The sequence below is a fragment of the Streptomyces sp. SBT349 genome (assembly GCF_001083795.1).
In the GTDB taxonomy this organism is placed as follows: domain Bacteria; phylum Actinomycetota; class Actinomycetes; order Streptomycetales; family Streptomycetaceae; genus Streptomyces.
The window spans coordinates 1-17,864 of the sequence record NZ_LAVK01000143.1; the positions used below are offsets into that span (position 1 = coordinate 1).

A 17,864-nucleotide genomic window follows, 5' to 3' on the forward strand; every position below is an offset into this window, starting at 1 on the left:
GCGCTCGGCGGGGCGGACGCCTCGCCCGGGGACGGCTCGCCCGAGGGGCTCGCGGGCGGTTCGGGCGAGGGGCTGACGGGCCGGCCCGCTCCGCCGGACTGCGGCGCGATCTCGGGCCGTTCCTCCGAGCCGCCGGGCGCGGCGCCGTCCCCGTCGAGGCCGCCGGTCCCGTTCTCGCCGTTCTGGCCGTCCCCCCGCGGGTCCGCGGTGGGCGCGGAGGACGGGGCGGGCTGGGGGTCTCCGAGGACGGAGCCGTCGGGGCCGAGGAAGGCGGGCGGTCCCGCGGGGACGAGGCCCAGCTCGCGGGCGCGTTCGGCCAGGGCGTCGGGGGCGGAGTAGCCGTCCACCTCGGCCTGGAGCTCCTGCTGCTCGTCGGTGAGCTCGCGGGTCTCCTTGCGCAGCTCGCTCAGCTCGAACGAGCCCTGGTTGAGCGAGGCGTTGAGGAAGAGGAGGGCCAGCATGCCCGCGCCGAGGAGCAGGACGATGAGCAGGACGAACGGGGTGCGGGCCGCGGAGGAGGAGCGGGTGGGGACCAGACCGGCCAGCCGGGTGAGGCGCGCCTGGGTGAAGGGGCCGAGGCTGCGGCGGGGGCTCATCGGACGGCCTCCCTGACGCGCTCGGCGGCGCGGAGCCTGGCGGGGGCGGCGCGCGTGTTGGCGGCGAGCTCCTCCGGCCCCGGCTGCTCGGCGCCGCGGGTCAGCAGGCGCAGCCGGGGCTGGTACTGCTCGGGGATGACGGGCAGTCCCGGGGGCGCGGTGTTGCCCGCACCCTCGGCGAGCGCCCGCTTCACCAGCCGGTCCTCCAGCGAGTGGTAGGAGAGGACGGCGATCCGCCCGCCGACCGCGAGGGTGCCGACGGCGGCGGGCAGGGCGCGTTCCAGCACGCGCAGCTCGCCGTTGACCTCGATGCGCAGGGCCTGGAAGGTGCGCTTGGCCGGGTTCCCCCCGGTGCGCTTGGCGGCCTGCGGCAGGGCGTCGCGGATGAGGGCGACCAGGTGGGCGCTCGACGTCAGGGGCGCGCGCCCGCGCTCCTTGGCGATGGCGTCGACGATGCGGCGGGCGTTGCGCTCCTCACCGTAGGTCCGCAGGATCCGGACGAGGTCGCCGGGCGCGTAGGTGTTGAGGACGTCGGCCGCGCTCGGGCCGGACGACTGGTCCATGCGCATGTCGAGCGGGGCGTCCTGGGCGTAGGCGAAGCCGCGTTCCGCCTCGTCGAGCTGCATGGAGGAGACGCCGAGGTCGAACAGGACACCGGCCACTCGGGTGAGGGAGAGGCGGGCGAGGACGTCGGGCAGCTCGTCGTAGACGGCGTGCACCAGCGTGGCCCGGTCGCCGTAGGGGGCCAGGCGCTCCGCGGCCAGGCGCAGGGCCTCGCGGTCGCGGTCGAGCGCGACCAGCCTGAGGGAGGGGAACGCGTCCAGCAGCGCCTCGCTGTGGCCGCCGAGGCCGAGCGTGCAGTCGACCGCCACCGCGTCGGAACCGTGCAGCGCCGGGCCCAGCAGCTCCAGGCAGCGCTGGAGCATCACGGGGCGGTGCCGGGCTTCCGGCGGCCGGTCGTTGCTGGTCGTCATATGCCTTCCGAGGGGAGGTGAGACAGGTGACGGGCGAAAACGGCGGCCTGACGCACGCCTCCCAGTGCGCGTCACCCTAGCCCACCTGTTTCCGCGGTCAATCACTGAGGTTGGTCGGGGCCCGGCGTTTCGGGCTCACACCGGATCGACCCCAGGATGGGGCACGGCGCTGTGACCCGCATCACTCGCACCAACGAGACGGGGCTTTGTCGGGCGTATTACCGTCACCGATATGACGCACTCGGTCACGGATCAGCTCCTTCACGCCAACAAGCGGTATGCCGCCGGGTTCAGCGACCCCGGGATGGATGCCAGGCCGGTGCGCAAGGTCGCCGTCGTCGCCTGCATGGATGCCCGGATCGACCTCCATGACGCGCTCGGCCTCGCCCTGGGCGACTGCCACACCATCCGCAACGCGGGCGGCGTGGTCACCGACGACGTCATCCGCTCCCTGACCATCAGCCAGCGCCTGCTCGGGACCGAGGCCGTGGTCCTCATCCACCACACCGGCTGTGGCCTCCTCGGGCTGAGCGAGGACTTCCGCCACGACCTCGAACTGGAGGTCGGGCAGCGGCCGAGCTGGGCGGTGGAGTCCTTCGCGGATCTCGACCAGGACGTGCGTCAGTCGATGGCCCGCGTGCGCACCTCGCCTTTCCTCCCGCACACTGATGACGTACGCGGCTTTGTGTTCGACGTGACGACCGGTCTGCTGCGCGAGGTCGACCCGGCGGGCACGTCGTCCCGGTGACGGGTGACCCCCACTGTGTGAAGAATGCTGGGGAAAGGCAACCGTCCGGTTCGGAACAGGTGTCCGGGTGAGCGACGCGGCTCGGACGACGCGTCGGGCCAGGCATGGCAAGAGGGGCCGAGGAGGGCCGGGTGACGACCTATGAGGAGCAAACCAAGCTCACCGATCTGAGCGCCACCGCGGAGCAGGTACGCCGCGCGGTGGAGAGCGTGATCGAGGGCAAGCCGGAGGTCGTGCGGCTCTCGCTGACGGTGCTGCTCGCCGGAGGGCACCTGCTGCTCGAGGACGTCCCGGGGGTGGGCAAGACGATGCTGGCCAAGGCGCTGGCGAAGTCGATCGACTGTTCGGTTCAGCGGATCCAGTTCACGCCGGACCTGCTGCCGACGGACATCACCGGGGTCAGCGTCTACGACCAGCAGCGCAAGGAGTTCGAGTTCAAGCCGGGGGCGGTGTTCGCGCAGATCGTCATCGGCGACGAGATCAACCGCGCCTCGCCCAAGACGCAGTCCGCGCTCCTGGAGTCGATGGAGGAGCGCCAGGTCACCGCGGACGGCCGCACCTACGAGCTGCCGAGTCCCTTCATGGTGATCGCCACCCAGAACCCGGTGGAGATGGAGGGCACCTACCCGCTGCCCGAGGCGCAGCGGGACCGTTTCATGGCGCGCGTGTCGGTCGGCTACCCCAGCGCGGACGCCGAGCTGCGGATGCTGGAGTCGCACGGGGGTGTCTCGCCGCTGGAGTCGCTGCGGCCCGCGGCCCACGCGAGCGACATCCTCAAGCTGATCGAGGCCGTCCGCGAGGTGCACGTGTCGGACTCGGTGCGGCGTTACGCGGTGGAGCTCACGTCGGCCACCCGCACGCACCCCGAGCTGCGGCTCGGCGCCTCGCCGCGCGCCACCCTGCACCTGGTGCGGGCGGCGAAGGCGGCGGCGGCGCTGGCCGGGCGGGGCTTCGTCCTTCCCGACGACATCCAGCAGCTCGCCGTGCCGGTGCTGGCGCACCGGCTGCTGCCCACCGCGCAGGCCCAGCTGAACCGGCACACCACGGAGCAGTTCGTCGCGGACATCCTGCGCAGGACAACGGTGCCCGACCCCTACGCCGCCCAGCGCCTGCGGGGGTACTGATGGCGGATCACCGGCCGCCCGCGGGCGCGGAGGACGACCGGGGACCGCTGCGGGCCGCCTTCAGCGGGCTGACCACCCGCGGGCGGTCGTTCCTCGCCGCGGGCGGGGCGGCGGCGGTGTGCGCGTACATGCTGGGCCAGCCCGACCTGCTGCGCGTGGGCGCGCTGCTGGCCGCGCTGCCGGTCCTGTGCGTGCTGGTCCTGCACCGCACCCGCAGCCGGGTGGCGGCGGCGCGGCGCCTGTCGCCGGCGCGGGTGGCGGCGGGCGCGGAGGCCCGGGTGCACCTGCGCGTGGAGAACGTGGCCCGCATCCCCAGCGGGCTGCTGCTGCTCCAGGACCGGGTGCCGTACGTGCTGGGCCCGCGGCCCCGGTTCGTGCTGGACCGCATCGAGCCGGGCGGGCGCCGGGAGGTCACCTACCGGATCCGCTCCGACTCGCGCGGCCGGTACCCGCTGGGCCCGCTCCAGCTGCGGCTGGCCGACCCGTTCGGGATGGTCGAGCTGAGCCGTTCGTTCAACGCCTACGACGTCATGACCGTGCTGCCGCGGATCGAGTCGCTGCCGCCGGTGCGTCTGGGCGGCGACGCGAGCGGGCACGGGGAGGGCAGGCAGCGGGTCATCGCGGTGGCGGGCGACGACGACATCATCCCCCGCGACTACCGGCACGGCGACGACCTGCGCCGCGTGCACTGGCGGTCCACGGCGCACCGCGGCGCCCTGATGGTGCGGCGCGAGGAGCAGCCGCTCCAGGCCCGCTGCACCGTGGTGCTCGACACCAGGCGGCGCGCGTTCGTGGGCTCCGGGCCCGAATCCCCGTTCGAACGCGCGGTGTCCGGGGCGGCCTCGGTCGTCACCCATCTGGTGGCGCAGGGATACGCGGTGCGGCTGGTGACGGACACCGGCCTGGTGATGCCGGGGCCCGAGACCGGGAGGGCGGACACCACCGAGGTCACGGGACTGATCATGGACGCGCTCGCGGTCGTCGACCACTCGCCCGGCGACACGCTCGACGGCGCGCTGGCCGGGCTGCGGGGCGGCGACTGCGGGCTGCTCCTCGCGTTCCTCGGCGCGGTGGACGACGCGCAGGTGGCCGTGCTCGGGCGGCTGAGGCAGCGCGCGAGCGGCGCGGTCGCGTTCCTGGCGGCGGGTCAGTGGGACCCGGTGTTCGAGGCCGACCGGCTGCGGGCGCTGGGGCAGGCGGGGTGGACGGCCCTCGCCCACCAGCCGGGGGTGCCGCTCGGGCGGCTGTGGCAGCAGGCCGCCCTGGAGCTGGCAGGCACGGGCCGGGGATCGTACTGAGGCTCCGGATGAGGTGGACGGGCGGATGAACAGCGGGATGGACAGCAGGATACGAGTGGCCTGCGCGGCGTGGCTCGCCACGCTCGCGGCGGCCTGCGCGCTGCTGCCGCTGATCAGCGGCTCCGACTGGATGGTGCAGACCGCGATCCTGTCGGGGACGCAGACCGGCATCGGGATCCTGATGCGCTGGCGGGGGCTCTCCACCGCGCTGACGGCAACGGTCCAGGTGCTCGCCTCGCTCCTGATGCTGACCGTGGTCTGCGTCCCCGACCACGCGGTGGGCGGGCTGCTGCCGGGGCCCGCGGCGTTCGAGCGGTTCGGGCAGCTCCTGTCCTCGGGCGCCGACGACATCAGCCAGTACGTGGTGCCGGCGCCCGCGACCGACGGCATCCGCCTGATGGTCTTCGGCGGAGTGCTGCTCATCGGGCTCCTGGTCGACATGCTGGCGGTGCCGCTGCGCAGCGCCGCCTCGGCCGGGCTGCCGCTGCTCGCGCTGTACTCGGTGGCGGCCGGGGTCGCCCAGGAGGACTCGGGCTGGCCCTACTTCGTGCTCGCGGCGGCCGGGTACCTGGTGCTGCTGCTGGCCGAGGGCCGTGAACGGCTCGGCACGTGGGGGCGGTTCTTCTCGGGCCCCGGCCACGGCCGGCCGATGGCGGCGCCCGACCGGGCGCTGGCGGTGGGGCCGAGGGCGCAGACCGGGCGGCGCATCGGCGCGGTGACGCTGGGCATCGCCGCGCTGGCGCCCTCGCTGCTCCCCTCGTTCGGCCAGGGCCTCCTCGACCTCGACGGCGACGGAGGCGCGGGCGGCGGGTCCGGCTCGATCACCTCGGTCAACCCGGTGGTCGCCCTCCAGGACCAGCTCAACCAGCCGGCGGACCAGGAGGTTCTGCGGTACCGGACCAACAGCCCGGAGCCCGGCGAGCTGTACCTGAGGCTGGTCGCGCTGGACGACTTCACGGGCGAGGAGTGGCGTTCGTCCGGCTGGCACGCGCGCCGCGCGCCGGAACCGCCCTGGGACGTGACGGGGCTGTCGCCCGAGGTCGCGACCACGCCGGTCACCACCGCGCTCCAGTCGGCCGAGGGCTACGCGCAGACCTCGCTGCCCGTGCCCTATCCCGCGACGGCGATCGAGGCCGAGGGCGAGTGGGGCTACGACGAGGGCTCGCAGACGCTGGTGTCGGACGACCCCGGGCTGACCACCTCGGGCCGCGGGTACCAGGTCGAGCACCTGCTGGTGGAGCCGACCCCCGAGCAGCTGGCGAACGCCCCCACCCCGCGGACGGACATCGGCCGCCACTTCACCCAGCTCCCCGACAACCTGCCGCCCGAGGTCCTGGAGACCGCGCTGGAGGTCACCGCGGGCGCCACGAACGACCACGAGCGGGCCGTGGCCCTGCAGAACTGGTTCACCAGGGACGGCGGGTTCACCTACCGGACCTCGGTGGACTCGGGCAGCGGCACCGACGCGATCGTCAACTTCCTCGAACAGAGGGAAGGATTCTGCGTCCACTTCGCCTTCACGATGGCGACGATGGCCCGCGCGCTGGACATCCCGGCCCAGGTGGCCGTCGGCTTCACGCCCGGCAGGCGCATGCCGGGCGGCTCGTACGCGGTGGGCATCCACAACGCGCACGCCTGGCCCGAGCTGTACTTCGAGGGCGTCGGCTGGGTCCGCTTCGAGCCCACGCCGGGACAGGGCAACGTGCCCGACCACAGCCGCCTCGAGGACGAGACGGACCCGGACGGGGACCGCCCCGACGAGCCGGAGGACGTGCGGCCCGAGCCGAGCGAGCCCGAGCCGAGCGGGTCGCCGACCGCGCCCGACCGCTGCGACCCGGGGACGGACGGCTCCTGCGCGGACCAGCAGCCGGTCGCGCTGGACGATGAGGACAACGGCGGCCTCGGCCCGGGGGCCGCGGTCTGGGGCGGCGGCGGGCTCCTGCTCCTCGCGGCGCTGGCGGCGCCCATGCTGTGGCGGACCCGCGCCAGGTCGGGCCGCCTGGCCACCGGGGCGGGAACGCTGGCGGCCTGGCGGGAGCTGAAGGACACCGCCTGGGACCACGGCGTGCCGCCGCAGAGCTGGGAGACGCCGCGGCAGGCGGCGCACCGGCTGATCCGGGCCACGAGGCTGGGTGAGGAACCGGCGGCGGCGGTGCTGCGGGTGGCCACGGCCGTCGAGGAGGAGCTGTACGCCCCGCCGGGGGCGCACACCGCGGAACGGCGGCTCGCGCACGACGTCCGCGCCGCCTCCGCGGGGCTGCGCGCGGGGTCGGGCCGGTGGGCACGGCTGCGGGTACTCCTGCTGCCGCGTTCCGCCATGCGGGTGACCCAGGGCCTCACCGACCGCCGCCTCGCGACGGCGGGCCGCCTCAGGGCCGCCATGGGCCGTGTCACGGCCCGCCTGAGCCGCCGCCGGGCCTGAGAAGCGGCCCCCGCCGGGGCGTGCGGGGCCGCCGGAAAGGGATGGCCCGCCCAAAGGCGCCGAAAAGCCGAGGGCGGGCGTCGAGGGGACGTTTCGGACCGAAGGGAATGGGCCGGGCCCCGGGAAAGCGGGGCGCCCGGGAAAGCCACCCGCCGGAGAGCCCCTTTCCCCACCCCGGGCGACGGAACGCACAGGCAACGGGTGGGGCGGCGTTCGGACACGGACCGTGTCCGCGCTCCTCCCGGGGCGCGCGCGGTCCTGGACGGGGCGGCCTCGGGGCCGGGCCCCGCAGGGGACACGGGCAAGGAGAAAGGGCCGCCCGGCATGTGCCGGGCGGCCCTGACGCTTCTCGTCGGCCTCAGTCGTCCCGCGCGTCGCGGCGCCGCTGCCAGCGCTGCTCGATCCGGTTCATCATCGAACGACGCTGCTTCCCCGCGCGGGGCTGCCGGCCTCCCGTGTCGCTACGCTGCTGGCCGCCGCTCTGCGGGGCCGGCCTGCGCCAGCCCGTCACGGCGACGACGGCGCACCCGAGCATCACCAGGAAGCCCACCACGCTGAGGGCGATGAACTGCGCGACCATGCCTCCCATGAGGAGGCCGATCCCCGCCAGGAATCCGGCGCTCGCCTGGTAAACCCGCTTGCGGGTGTACTTTGCCAGCTCGTTTCCCTCAAGCGTTGTCGCGAATTTGGGATCTTCGGCGTACAGCGCTCGCTCCATTTGCTCGAGCATGCGCTGCTCGTGGTCCGAGAGCGGCACGGAGTCCTCCTACTCGTCGGTCGCGGTGGCGACCCGATCCGACTCTTTCAAGGATAGGCAGGGAAGTCTCCCTGTGAAACCCACCCCTGTACGCCAATTTCGCCCACCGCACCCGGCACGCCACGCCCTGCGGGGTTGGAAAAGTCCTTCCCTCGCCGGCCCCGGATCATGCCCGGCGGGCTCCTCACGATGATACGAGGAACTGGACTACAGTTCGCCCGGAAGCCGGGCGAGGATGTGGAGCTGGCCCGCGATCGCCTGGAACGCCGGCTGACGCGCCGCTTCCGCTTCCAGCCTGGTCAGCGCGGTGAGCGCGTCGGGCTCGGTGTCCACCAGGGAGCCGGGCACCAGGTCGGCGAAGACGCGGATCCCGTGCACCTCACCCGGGGTCAGGCCCGCGCCGCTCACCAGTGCGGTGAGCCCGGCGACGGTGAACCGGTGCGGCACCGGATCGGCCTCGCCCCACCGCCCCGCCGGGTCGCCCAGGGCGACCCTGGCCTCCGTGAAGCGCCCGGCCAGCGCCCGCGCGAGAACGGCGCCGCCGACGCCCGCGACGAGCAGGCTCAACGTGCCGCCCGGCCGCAGCGCACCGGCCACCGAGGCGAGCGCGGCGGCGGGGTCCTCCACGTGCTCCAGCACGCCGTGACAGAGCACCAGGTCATACGCGCGGGGCCCGGCGACCGCGAGCAGGTCCTGCGTATCGCCCTGCACGCCCCGCGCCTTGCCGGCCGAGGACGACTCCCACGCGACGCCCTCCTCGGCGGCCCTGCGCTCCAGCGCGAACAGCGCGTCGGGACTGGGGTCGACCACGGTGACGCGGTGCCCGAGACCCGCCACGGGGACGGCGAAACTGCCGCTGCCGCCGCCGGTGTCGAGCACGTCCAGCACCTCGCGGCCCGCCGCCTCGGCCCGCCGCCGCAGCGCCTGCCGCAGCACCTCCCAGGCCACCCCGGCACGCAGCGCGGCGTGCGGACCCGGGGACGGGCCGCCGGCGCTGACCCTCGACTCTGACGGCATGGCGGGGAAGCTCCTCGGTGTGGCGTGACGGGGCTTCTCCACCCTACTTGTCGCCTCGGTCCCCCAGCCTCCCGTCTGCGCGCAGCACCGGCTGGCGCAGCAGCATGTCCTCTATGAGCCGCAGGAAGAAGCCCGCGGCGCGGCACAGGTCGTCGGCGTCGCCCCGGGTGGCGACCCCGCGGATGCCCGCGTCGATCCGCGCCCGCCGCTCGGCGCTCGCGCCGAACAGCAGACTCCACTCGGCCAGCTCGGGCGCTATCTCGGGCAGCACCTCCCACACGCTGCGGATCCGCCGCCGGCCCCTGGCCGTGGGCTCGGGGCGGCCCCGGACGGCGAGCACGGCCGCCGCCGCGCGCAGCGCGGCGAGGTGGGCGGCCACATAGGACTCGCCCGGGTCCTTCAGCGCGGCCGCCTCGCCGAGGCCGCGCTCCGCCTGGGCGAGCAGGTCGAGCGCGGCCGGCGGCGCGGGAGCCCGGCGCGGCACAGGGTGCACATCGGTCGGGAGTCCGGTCATGACGAGCCTCCAGTCAGTCGTCATTCGCGTCGTACAAGCGGTCCCAGCTGGTGCTGATTCCGCGCGGTATGCGCATCTGGGCACATGGTGACCCATGGCACTGACAATCCGTTCGGAGTGCCTTCCGCAAAGGGGGAGAGAATCGCCCCATGACACGCGCGAGCACCCGCCGCAGTGCGACCCGGCAGCGGCTCTGCGACGCGGCGGTCACGCTCATCGCGGAGCAGGGATTCACCTCCACGACCGTGGAGCAGATCGCGGAGCGGGCCGGCGTCGCCAAGGGCACGCTCTACTACAACTTCGGCGGCAAGACGGACCTGTTCGAGGAGGTCCTCCGCCAGGGGATGGCGTCGCTGACCACGGCGCTCGAGGACGCGGCGGCGGGGGCGTTCGCCTCGGGCGGCGGCGCGGCCGACGCGCTGGACGCCATGGCCGGGGCCGGTCTCGTCTTCACCACCGCCCACGCGGACTTCGCGCGGCTGCTGGTCGCCGAGCAGTGGCGCCCGAACCGCTCCTGGCACCCGGCCCTCGCCGAACTGCGCGGAGGGGTCGCGCACGTGGTGGAGGATGTGCTCCGACGCGGGGTGAAGTCCGGGGAGTTGACCGCGTCGCTGGATGTCGAGCTGACGGCCGGGGTGCTGCTGACGATGGTCGTGGTCGGCGCGCTCGACTGGCAGACGTACCACGCGGCCCGGCCGCCGGAAGAGGTGCGCGCCGCGTTCTCGCGGATACTTCGCGGCCGGCTCGCCGGGGACGGGCGGCACTGACGAAGCGCCTCCCGCACCCCGGCGAGGTCCCCCACCCCGGGTGTGGCCGGGCCCCGGCCCGCACCGCCGCCCCGTGTCGGCGGTGCGGACCGCGGGCCCTGCCGGTCATCACTCTTCCGCGGCGGCGTGCCGCGTTCCTCCGCTCACCTACTCAGGTGCTACTCATCCCGGTACTCAGCCCGCCGTGGGCCCTTCGCGCACCGTCGCGCACCGTCGCCCACCGCCGGCCGCGCGGCGGAGAGGAGGGCAGGAGGAAACGGGGGAAACAGTGGAACGGGAACCGCGAGAGGGAGCGAGAACGGCGCGGGGAGAGCCCGAGGACGGCGCTCAGTAGCGCTGGTCGTCCGTGAAGTAGTAGCCCTGGCCCGAGGAGTCGTATCCGTCGTTGCGCGGGTACTCGTGGTCGGGCTGCTGCTGCGGGTACCCGTAGCCCGGGTCGGGGACGTGGCTCTCGCGCTGCTGCGGCACCCACAGGCCGCCCGCCGGCGTCTCCTGGTAGTACGGGTCGGAGAGCGGGGGGTAGCCGGCGGCCCCCTGGTCGCCCGCCGGCACCGCGTGTCCCGGGTAGTCGGCGGCGGCGTAGGTCGCGGCGTACGGCTGGTGCTCGGGCTGGTAGGTCTCGGCGGCGTAGTCCGCCTGCGGCGTCCCCCAGGCCGGCGTCTCGCTCGGGTACTCCCCCGGGTAGCCGCCGAGCCCCTGGCCGACGGGGGCGTACGGGTCGTGGTAGGTGTCGCGGCCCGCGTCGTACGCGTCCGCGGGGGCCTCGCCATATCCGGCGAGGGCCTGCTGCCCCTGCCCGTCGAACTCCTCGGTGTATATCCGGCCGCCGTATCCGCCGCCGTCGGCCGCGTAGTCGGCGAACGCCTCCGAGGGCGCCTCGGCCGGGGGCTGGGGCATGGCGGGGGCGCCGAACGCGTCGGGCGCTGCCTCGTACGGCGCCTCGGGCGGGCTCGGGGCGGCCGGCACATCGGGGACGGCGGGCATCGGCTGGATCGCGCCTCCGGCGCGCTCACGGCGGCGCTTGCTGGTGCCCGGCTTGCCGCCGAGCGCCCAGCCGGTCGAGAAGCCGCGGCGGAAGGAGAGGGTGACGAACGTCTGGCCCGTGGCGAACGCGACCGCGCCGAGGGCGATCACCGGCACGGACGGCATCAACACGCCGAGCACGACGCCGAGGAAGCCACAGAAGGCCACCAACCGCCAGCGCAGCCGCGCCTTGTACTGGAGAAGCACCTCACCCAGCAGCCACAGGGCGACGAAGCCAAACGCGATGTAGAGGACCGTCCAGCCCATTACGCCCCTCTCACAGTGACCCTCACGTCCGTTGGTGCAGACCGAGGTTCTTGTAGACGTCAAGCGTTGCCGTGGAGTGCACCGACGTGTTCAGCGTGATGAAGTGGAGCCCGGGGATGTCCTCCTCCATCAGCCTCGCACACAACTCCGTGGCGAAATCGATCCCGACCGAGCGTACAGCCATCGGGTCGTCTTTGACCGCGAGGATGCGTCTTTCCAGCTCCGGGGGGAACGCGGCGTTGCTCAGCTGCGTGAAGCGCTCGATCTGCCGCACGCTGGTGATCGGCATCACCTCGGGGATGATGGGGGTGGAGCAGCCCGCGGCGGCGACCCGGTCGCGCAGCCTGAGGTAGTCCTCGGGGTAGAAGAACATCTGGGTGATCGCGAAGTCCGCGCCCGCGCGGCACTTGGCGACGAAGTGCCGGACGTCACTCTCCCAGTCCGTGGAGCGGGGGTGCATCTCGGGGAAGGCGGCGACGCCCACGCAGAAGTCGCCCGACTCCTTGATGAGCGAGACCAGTTCGGCGGCATAGGTGATGCCCTCGGGGTGCCTGGTCCACTCGCCCATCGGGTCACCGGGGGGGTCGCCGCGCAGCGCCAGCATGTTCCTGATGCCCGCGCCGGCGTACTGGCCCACGATGTTCCGCAGTTCGGCGACCGAGTGGTTGACCGCGGTGAGGTGGGCGACGGGGGTCAGCGTCGTCTCGGTGGCGATCTGCTCGGTGGCCCGCACGGTCCGCTCCCGGGAGGAGCCGCCCGCGCCGTAGGTCACGGAGACGAAGGTGGGGCTGACCGCCTCGACGCGGCGGATCGCGCTCCACAGCGTGCGCTCGCCCTTCTCCGTCTTGGGCGGGCTGAACTCGAACGAGTACGAGCGCTCGCCCGCCGCGAGCAGGTCGCGCACCGTGGGCGCGCGCCCCGTCATCCTGCTGGCAATGCCAAGGGCCATGCGCTGTAGGTTACCCAAGCTCCCCTGATCGACCACTCACTGCCCGGGAAGCGGACGCTCGCGCAGGCGCAGCGCCAGCCCGGCCGCCGCGGCGGCCGGGTCGTCCGCCTCCGTGAGGGCGCGGACCACCACGACGCGGCGGGCCCCGGCGTCGAGGACCGCGTCCAGCGTCCCGGAGTCGATTCCGCCGATGGCGAACCAGGGGCGCTCCCCCTCCACCGAGGCCGCGTGCCGCACCAGGGGCAGCCCCGGCGCGGGGCGGCCCGGCTTGGTGGGGGTCGGCCAGCAGGGGCCCGTGCAGAAGTAGTCCACTCGGGGGTCGGCCACCGCCGCGTCCACCTCCGCCACGGCGTGCGTGGAGCGGCCGATGAGCACGCGGTCGCCCAGGATCGTCCGGGCGGCGGCCACCGGCAGGTCGCCCTGGCCGAGGTGGAGCACGTCGGAGTCCGCCGCGTGCGCGACATCGGCCCGGTCGTTGACGGCCAGGAGCTTGCCGTGCCGCCGGCAGGCGTCGGCGAACACGGCCAGGTGCTCCAGCTCCTCGGCCGCCTCCAGCGTCTTGTCGCGCAGCTGCACGATGTCCACGCCGCCCGCCAGGACGGCGTCCAGGAAGAGCGGCAGGTCCCCCTGCCGCTTCCTGGCGTCCGTACACAGATAGAGCCGGGCATCGGCCAGCCGCATGTGTCCCCCTCGCGTCAGATCACACGGCGAGCGCCTGGGCGCGGCGCTTCACCTCCGTGCCCCGATTCTCCCCCAGCGCCTGCGCGGGGGTGCCAGGGAGGCTGTCATCGGGCGTGAACAGCCACTCCAGCATCTCCTCGTCGCTGAAGCCGTCGTCCCTGAGCAGCGTCAGGGTGCCTACCAGCCCCTTGACGATCTTCTCTCCGTCGATGAACGCGGCGGGCACCTGGAGGACCCGGTTCTCTCCCCGCCGCACCGCGATCAGCTGGCCCTCCTTGATCAGCTGGCGGACGCGGGTCACCTCCACGCCGAGATCTTCGGCAATGTCGGGAACGGTGAGCCAGGCGGGGACGAGAGCGTCGGTCTTCGCATCAATCTCGGTCACGCGTCCAGCCTGCCACCTTCCACCGACAGCCGTCAGCGGGCGGCCGCCTTGAGTGGTACGGACGGGTCGGCGGCCCGCTCCGGATCCAGCCGCGCGCCGCTCCCCAGCAGGCGGCGGCCCTGGGCCAGGTCCCTGGGCCGGTCGACCGTCAGCACCGCCCGCAGCTCGCCGTCGCCGCCCAGCCACAGCGCCGACCAGGACGGGCCGTCCGGGTCACCGCGCCACACCAGCACGTCGCCGGGGCCGTGCAGCCCCGCGTGCGCCACATACCGGCCGAACTGCTCCGACCAGAAGTACGGCACCGGGTCGTGGACGGCGTCGCCCCCGGTGATCCCGGAGGCGGCCGTGAGCGGCCCGGTCAGGGCGTTGTCCCAGTGGTGGACCAGCAGCCGCCTGCCGCCGTAGCGGGCCGCGGGGTAGGAGGCGCAGTCGCCGACCGCGTAGACGCCCGGGGCGCCGGTGCGCAGCCCGGCGTCGGCGGCGACCGAACCGTCCGGGGCCAGCTCGATCCCGGAGCCGGCCAGCCAGCCGGTGGCCGGGCGCGAGCCGATGCCGACCAGCACCGCGTCGGCGCCCAGCACGGTCCCATCGGCCAGCTCCACCTCGCCGTCGTGCACCGCGATGACCGCGGCGCCGGTGCGCAGCTCCGCGCCCGCCTCCTCGTACCAGCGCCGCATGGGCGCGGTGACCTCCGCGGGCAGCGCGCCGGCCAGCGGGTGGTGGGCGGCCTCGGCCACGGTGATCCGGCAGCCGGCGGCGCGGGCCGCGGTGGCGACCTCGGCGCCGATCCAGCCCGCGCCGACGGCGACCACGCTGCCTCCGGCGTCGAGCACCGGCTTCAGGCGGCGGGCGTCGTCCAGGGTGCGCAGGGTGTGAACGCCGGGAACGTCCTCGGTGCCGGGCAGGGTGACGGGCTCGGCGCCGGTGGCCAGCACCAGGTGGTCGTAGCGGAGCGGGCCGGCGTCGGTGTCGAGCGTCATGGCGCCGGGGCGGACGCCGGTCGCGGCGCGGCCGAGCAGCAGCTCGACGCCGAGCGCCTCGAAGTCCACGCCGAGGTCGGCTCCCTCGGCCTTGCCGAGCAGCACGTCCTTGGAGAGCGGCGGCCGGTCGTAGGGCCGGTGGGGCTCTGCGCCCACGAGCGTGATGGCACCGTCCCACCCGCGCTCGCGCAGCGACACGGCGGTCTGCGCCCCTGCCAGTCCGCCCCCGGCGATCACGACTCGCGAACTCGTCACGCGCCCCAGCGTACGGGGGTATAAAGGCGGGGTGACCACGGAGCCCTCCTCGACCTCCAGGCCCGTCACCCTGGAGCATGTGGCCCGCGTGGCGGGGGTCTCGCGAGCCACCGTGTCGCGGGTGATCAACGGCGAGTCCACCGTTGATCCCCGGTTGCGCAAGCTGGTGCAGGAGGCGATCGCCCGGACGCGTTACGTGCCCAACCGCGCGGCGCGTTCGCTCGTCACGCGGCGCACCGACTCGGTGGCGCTCGTGGTGTCGGAGCGGGAGAAGCGCGAGGTGAGCGGGCCCTTCGTGGGGCGGATGTTCTCGGACCCGTACTTCGGCCGGGTGGTCAGCGGGCTGCTGGAGGTGGCCAGGCCGCGCGGGGTGCAGATCGTGCTGATGCTCGCGGACGACGAGCCGTCGCGCACCCAGCTGCTCGGGTATCTCCAGCAGGGGCACGTGGACGGGGTGGTGCTGATCTCCGCGCACGCCGCCGATCCGCTGCCGGAGCTGCTGGCGGACACGGCGCTGCCCGCGGTGCTGGCGGGGCGGCCGGCGGGGCCGACGTCCATCACCTATGTCGACGCCGACCAGCGGGCGGGCGCCAGGCTCGCGGCCGAGCACCTGGCGGCGACGGGCAGGAGGCGGGTGGGCGCGATAGCGGGCCCGCAGGACATGACGGCGGCGCAGGAGCGGCTTGGCGCGTTCCGGGCCGCGGCGCGGGAGTGCGGGCTGCCCGAAGTGGTGTGGACCGAGGGGGACTTCACGCAGGCGAGCGGGACGCTGGGGATGAACAGGCTGCTGGGCCTGCGGCCCGACCTGGACGGGGTGTTCGTCGCCTCGGACCTGATGGCGCTGGGCGCGGTGGCGGCGTTGCACCGGCGGGGGCGGCGCGTGCCGGACGACGTCGCGGTGGTGGGCTTCGACGACAGCAGCTCGGCGCTGGCCTGTGACCCGCCGCTGACCACGGTCCGCCAGCCGGTGGAGGAGATGGCGGCGGAGATGGCCCGGCTGCTGCTGCGTCAGATCGACGCGGGCGAACGGCCGTTGCCCTCCGTCGTGTTCCACCCCTCGCTCGTGGTCCGGCAGAGCGCCTGACCGGTCCCCGGGCGCGGGGAGGGGCGTGGGTGGCGGACCGCCGGCGCCCGGGGAAGGGCGAGCGCCGGCGGCCGGCCGATCACTGGTAGACGCGCACGTAGTCCACCCGCATCTGCTGCGGGAAGACCGTGGAGCCGTCCGGCGGCCCCGGCCAGTCGCCGCCCACCGCGGTGTTCAGGATGAGGAAGAAGTCGTGGTCGAAGACCCAGGGCCCGACCGTCCTCTCCAGCTCCGCGCGGTCGACGGTGTGCACGACGTTGTCGTCCACGGTGAACACCATGCCCCGGCTGTCCCACTCCACCGCGTACACGTGGTACCCGGCCGAGGCGGGACTCGGCAGCTCGTAGGAGTTCCCGTAGCCGCCACCGCCGTTGTAGGCGGGGGCGTGCAGCGTGGAGTGCACGGTGTTGGGCTCGTGGCCCACGTGCTCCATGATGTCGATCTCACCGGTGTAGGGCCACGGGCGCCCCTCGGAGTAGAAGTCGGAGCCGAGCATCCAGAACGCCGGCCACATGCCGCGCGTGCTGGCCACCTGGATCCGGGCCTCGACCCTGCCGTAGGTGAAGTCGAATTTCCCGTAGGTGTTCATCCGGCCCGACGTGTACTGGCAGGTGGTGGAGCCGCTGAGCGGGTCCACGGGGCAGCTGGAGCCCGGCGTCTCCTCGCGGCGGGACTCGATCACCAGGCTGCCGTTGCCGTCCATCCGCGTGTTGTTGCCGTCGGTGTAGACCTGGAGCTCGTTGTTGCGCCCGTTGCCCGGGTCCTGGCTCCACTTGGCCGGGTCGGGCGTCGATCCCGCGGCTCCGTCGAACTCGTCGCTCCACACCAGCTGCGGCGGGTCGGCCGGGTCCGGCGGGATCGGCGGTGCCTCGGGGGCGCCGCCGGTGCCCCAGACCTGGAACTCCCACAGCGAGTAGCCGTAGGGGCCCGAGCGCTGCGTGCCGTACATCCGCACGTAGCGGCCGGAGCCGGAGACCTCGATGTCCTCGCGGAACCCGGCGCCGGTGGTGGTCTGGTGGATCGGCTCCCAGTTCTGCCCGTCGTCCGAGACCTGGATCTCGTAGGAGCGGGCGTTGGCCGGGTCCCACTGGAGAACGACGCGGCTGATGTCGGCCGGGGCGCCCAGGTCGACGGAGATCCAGCCCGGGTCCACCCAGCCGTTGTCGGGCGAGGTGGCCCAGCGGCTGGCCGGGTCGTAGTCGAACGCGCGGGCCGGGGTGCACTCCCAGCAGTTCCCGTCGTTCTGGCTGGTGGACGCCTGGGCGGGCTTGTTGTAGGAGAGCAGGACCTCTTCCTGGGCCGCCGCCGACGGGCCGTTCAGGGCGGTGAGGCCGAGGACCGTCGCCATGGCGGCGACCAGCGCCGCCACGACACGTGGCAGACGCCTCCTCGGTTCTGTGGCATGCATGATCTCGTCCTGGTCCTTTCCTTGGTGGGGGGTGGCGGCGGCCGGGGCCGCCGGTGCGTGGGGGTGGGCGTGGTGTGGTTCCGTGGGGGGTCTCGGGGTTCCCGGCGGCGCCGGGGCGGCTCAGCCGCCGAGCCGTTCGAGGTCGGCCAGCTGGCCGGCGCGCGTCGCGTCGAGGTCGGCGGCCAGGGCGGTGGCGTCGGCGTCCGCGCCGGACTCGATCTCGGAACGGGACGCCTCGGCCGACTTCTCCAGGTGTTCGCGCAGGTGGGCCTTGGCCTCGCGGTCGAACGCGGCTCCCTCGGCCGCGGCCAGGCCGGTCAGCTCCTCCTCGGTGACCATGCCCGGCATGTTGTGGCCCTCGTGGAGGTTGACGTACTCCACGCCCGCCGCGTCCAGCAGGGCGTGCAGCCCGGTGAGTTCGGTCCGGTGGTTCGCCGCGAGCTCGTCGGCGAACTCCCGGAAGGCGGGGTCGGGGCTGCGCTCGGTCACCTGGTCGAGCATCAGGATCATCCGGTCGTTCACCGGGATCATCAGCTGGATCCAGGCGAGGTCGGTGGGGTTCAGGGAGCCGACCGCGGCGGGGTCGGTGGCCGGGTCCGGGTCCGGGTCCGCATC

17 protein-coding genes and 1 pseudogene are annotated in these 17,864 nt (G+C 74.0%); 6 read left to right on the forward strand and 12 right to left on the reverse strand.

All coding sequences use genetic code 11. From position 1 onward, the window contains the following. Nucleotides 1-596: FtsB family cell division protein (locus ADY01_RS18640; protein WP_049574495.1), on the reverse strand; the 596-nt coding region annotated here is incomplete at its 3' end. After that, entirely contained in the window at nucleotides 593-1,570 is a 978-nt protein-coding gene (gene rsmH / locus ADY01_RS18645; RefSeq protein WP_049574498.1) for a 16S rRNA (cytosine(1402)-N(4))-methyltransferase RsmH, read from the reverse strand. The genes ADY01_RS18640 and rsmH, both read right to left, overlap by 4 nt. Before the next feature lie 232 nt (nucleotides 1,571-1,802). On the opposite strand from rsmH, the gene ADY01_RS18650 reads away from it, so the two are divergent. The 4 genes from ADY01_RS18650 to ADY01_RS41305 all read left to right on the forward strand — a co-directional run bounded on the left by ADY01_RS18650 (nucleotide 1,803) and on the right by ADY01_RS41305 (nucleotide 7,162). After that, on the forward strand, nucleotides 1,803-2,318 hold the full coding sequence (locus ADY01_RS18650; protein WP_049574502.1) for a beta-class carbonic anhydrase: 516 nt from the start codon (nucleotides 1,803-1,805) through the stop codon (nucleotides 2,316-2,318). Nucleotides 2,319-2,422: 104 nt separating this feature from the next. Continuing rightward, complete coding sequence (locus ADY01_RS18655) at nucleotides 2,423-3,442, forward strand: AAA family ATPase (RefSeq protein ID WP_420715724.1); 1,020 nt, start codon at nucleotides 2,423-2,425, stop codon at nucleotides 3,440-3,442. After that, entirely contained in the window at nucleotides 3,442-4,740 is a 1,299-nt protein-coding gene (locus ADY01_RS18660) for a DUF58 domain-containing protein (RefSeq protein ID WP_049574508.1), read from the forward strand. The genes ADY01_RS18655 and ADY01_RS18660 overlap by 1 nt, the downstream gene beginning before the upstream one ends. A gap of 25 nt (nucleotides 4,741-4,765) precedes the next feature. Continuing rightward, the gene (locus ADY01_RS41305; protein ID WP_267888448.1) at nucleotides 4,766-7,162 is read left to right on the forward strand and encodes a transglutaminase TgpA family protein; all 2,397 of its coding nucleotides are present in this window, start codon (nucleotides 4,766-4,768) and stop codon (nucleotides 7,160-7,162) included. Between the two features lie 358 nt (nucleotides 7,163-7,520). Here the strand turns inward: ADY01_RS41305 and ADY01_RS18670 are convergent, their stop codons facing one another. From ADY01_RS18670 to ADY01_RS18680, 3 genes are all read right to left on the reverse strand, one after another. Then, a complete protein-coding gene (locus tag ADY01_RS18670) occupies nucleotides 7,521-7,919 on the reverse strand; it encodes a DUF3040 domain-containing protein (RefSeq protein ID WP_049574512.1) in 399 nt (132 codons plus the stop codon). A gap of 207 nt (nucleotides 7,920-8,126) precedes the next feature. Beyond that, on the reverse strand, nucleotides 8,127-8,936 hold the full coding sequence (locus tag ADY01_RS18675; RefSeq protein ID WP_049574515.1) for a class I SAM-dependent methyltransferase: 810 nt from the start codon (nucleotides 8,934-8,936) through the stop codon (nucleotides 8,127-8,129). A 43-nt stretch (nucleotides 8,937-8,979) separates the two neighbouring features. Further along, nucleotides 8,980-9,450, reverse strand: a complete 471-nt coding sequence (locus ADY01_RS18680) for an SAV_6107 family HEPN domain-containing protein (protein ID WP_159001278.1) — start codon at nucleotides 9,448-9,450, stop codon at nucleotides 8,980-8,982. Between the two features lie 149 nt (nucleotides 9,451-9,599). On the opposite strand from ADY01_RS18680, the gene ADY01_RS18685 reads away from it, so the two are divergent. After that, entirely contained in the window at nucleotides 9,600-10,217 is a 618-nt protein-coding gene (locus tag ADY01_RS18685) for a TetR/AcrR family transcriptional regulator (RefSeq protein WP_049574520.1), read from the forward strand. A gap of 327 nt (nucleotides 10,218-10,544) precedes the next feature. Here ADY01_RS18685 and ADY01_RS18690 read toward each other — a convergent pair whose 3' ends face one another. The 5 genes from ADY01_RS18690 to ADY01_RS18710 are packed head-to-tail and all read right to left on the reverse strand — an operon-like array spanning nucleotide 10,545 to nucleotide 14,757. After that, nucleotides 10,545-11,507 (reverse strand): hypothetical protein, encoded by a 963-nt coding sequence (locus ADY01_RS18690; RefSeq protein ID WP_053170964.1) that lies wholly within the window; start codon nucleotides 11,505-11,507, stop codon nucleotides 10,545-10,547. Between the two features lie 22 nt (nucleotides 11,508-11,529). Then, entirely contained in the window at nucleotides 11,530-12,456 is a 927-nt protein-coding gene (metF, locus tag ADY01_RS18695; RefSeq protein ID WP_049574522.1) for a methylenetetrahydrofolate reductase [NAD(P)H], read from the reverse strand. A gap of 36 nt (nucleotides 12,457-12,492) precedes the next feature. Further along, on the reverse strand, nucleotides 12,493-13,137 hold the full coding sequence (thiE, locus tag ADY01_RS18700) for a thiamine phosphate synthase (protein ID WP_049574525.1): 645 nt from the start codon (nucleotides 13,135-13,137) through the stop codon (nucleotides 12,493-12,495). Nucleotides 13,138-13,156: 19 nt separating this feature from the next. Continuing rightward, on the reverse strand, nucleotides 13,157-13,522 hold the full coding sequence (locus ADY01_RS18705; RefSeq protein ID WP_049574528.1) for an Rv2175c family DNA-binding protein: 366 nt from the start codon (nucleotides 13,520-13,522) through the stop codon (nucleotides 13,157-13,159). A gap of 32 nt (nucleotides 13,523-13,554) precedes the next feature. Beyond that, nucleotides 13,555-14,757, reverse strand: coding sequence for an NAD(P)/FAD-dependent oxidoreductase (locus ADY01_RS18710; protein WP_234320301.1), 1,203 nt, complete (start codon nucleotides 14,755-14,757; stop codon nucleotides 13,555-13,557). Between the two features lie 31 nt (nucleotides 14,758-14,788). Here ADY01_RS18710 and ADY01_RS18715 point away from each other — a divergent pair, with 31 nt between their 5' ends. After that, nucleotides 14,789-15,841, forward strand: a complete 1,053-nt coding sequence (locus tag ADY01_RS18715) for a LacI family DNA-binding transcriptional regulator (protein ID WP_049574533.1) — start codon at nucleotides 14,789-14,791, stop codon at nucleotides 15,839-15,841. 79 nt (nucleotides 15,842-15,920) lie between these two features. Here ADY01_RS18715 and ADY01_RS18720 read toward each other — a convergent pair. Further along, nucleotides 15,921-17,132, reverse strand: a pseudogene (locus ADY01_RS18720) (family 16 glycosylhydrolase); the annotation flags it as partial. A gap of 237 nt (nucleotides 17,133-17,369) precedes the next feature. Beyond that, the coding region (locus ADY01_RS18725; RefSeq protein WP_049574535.1) for a DUF305 domain-containing protein at nucleotides 17,370-17,864 on the reverse strand (495 nt) is incomplete at its 5' end.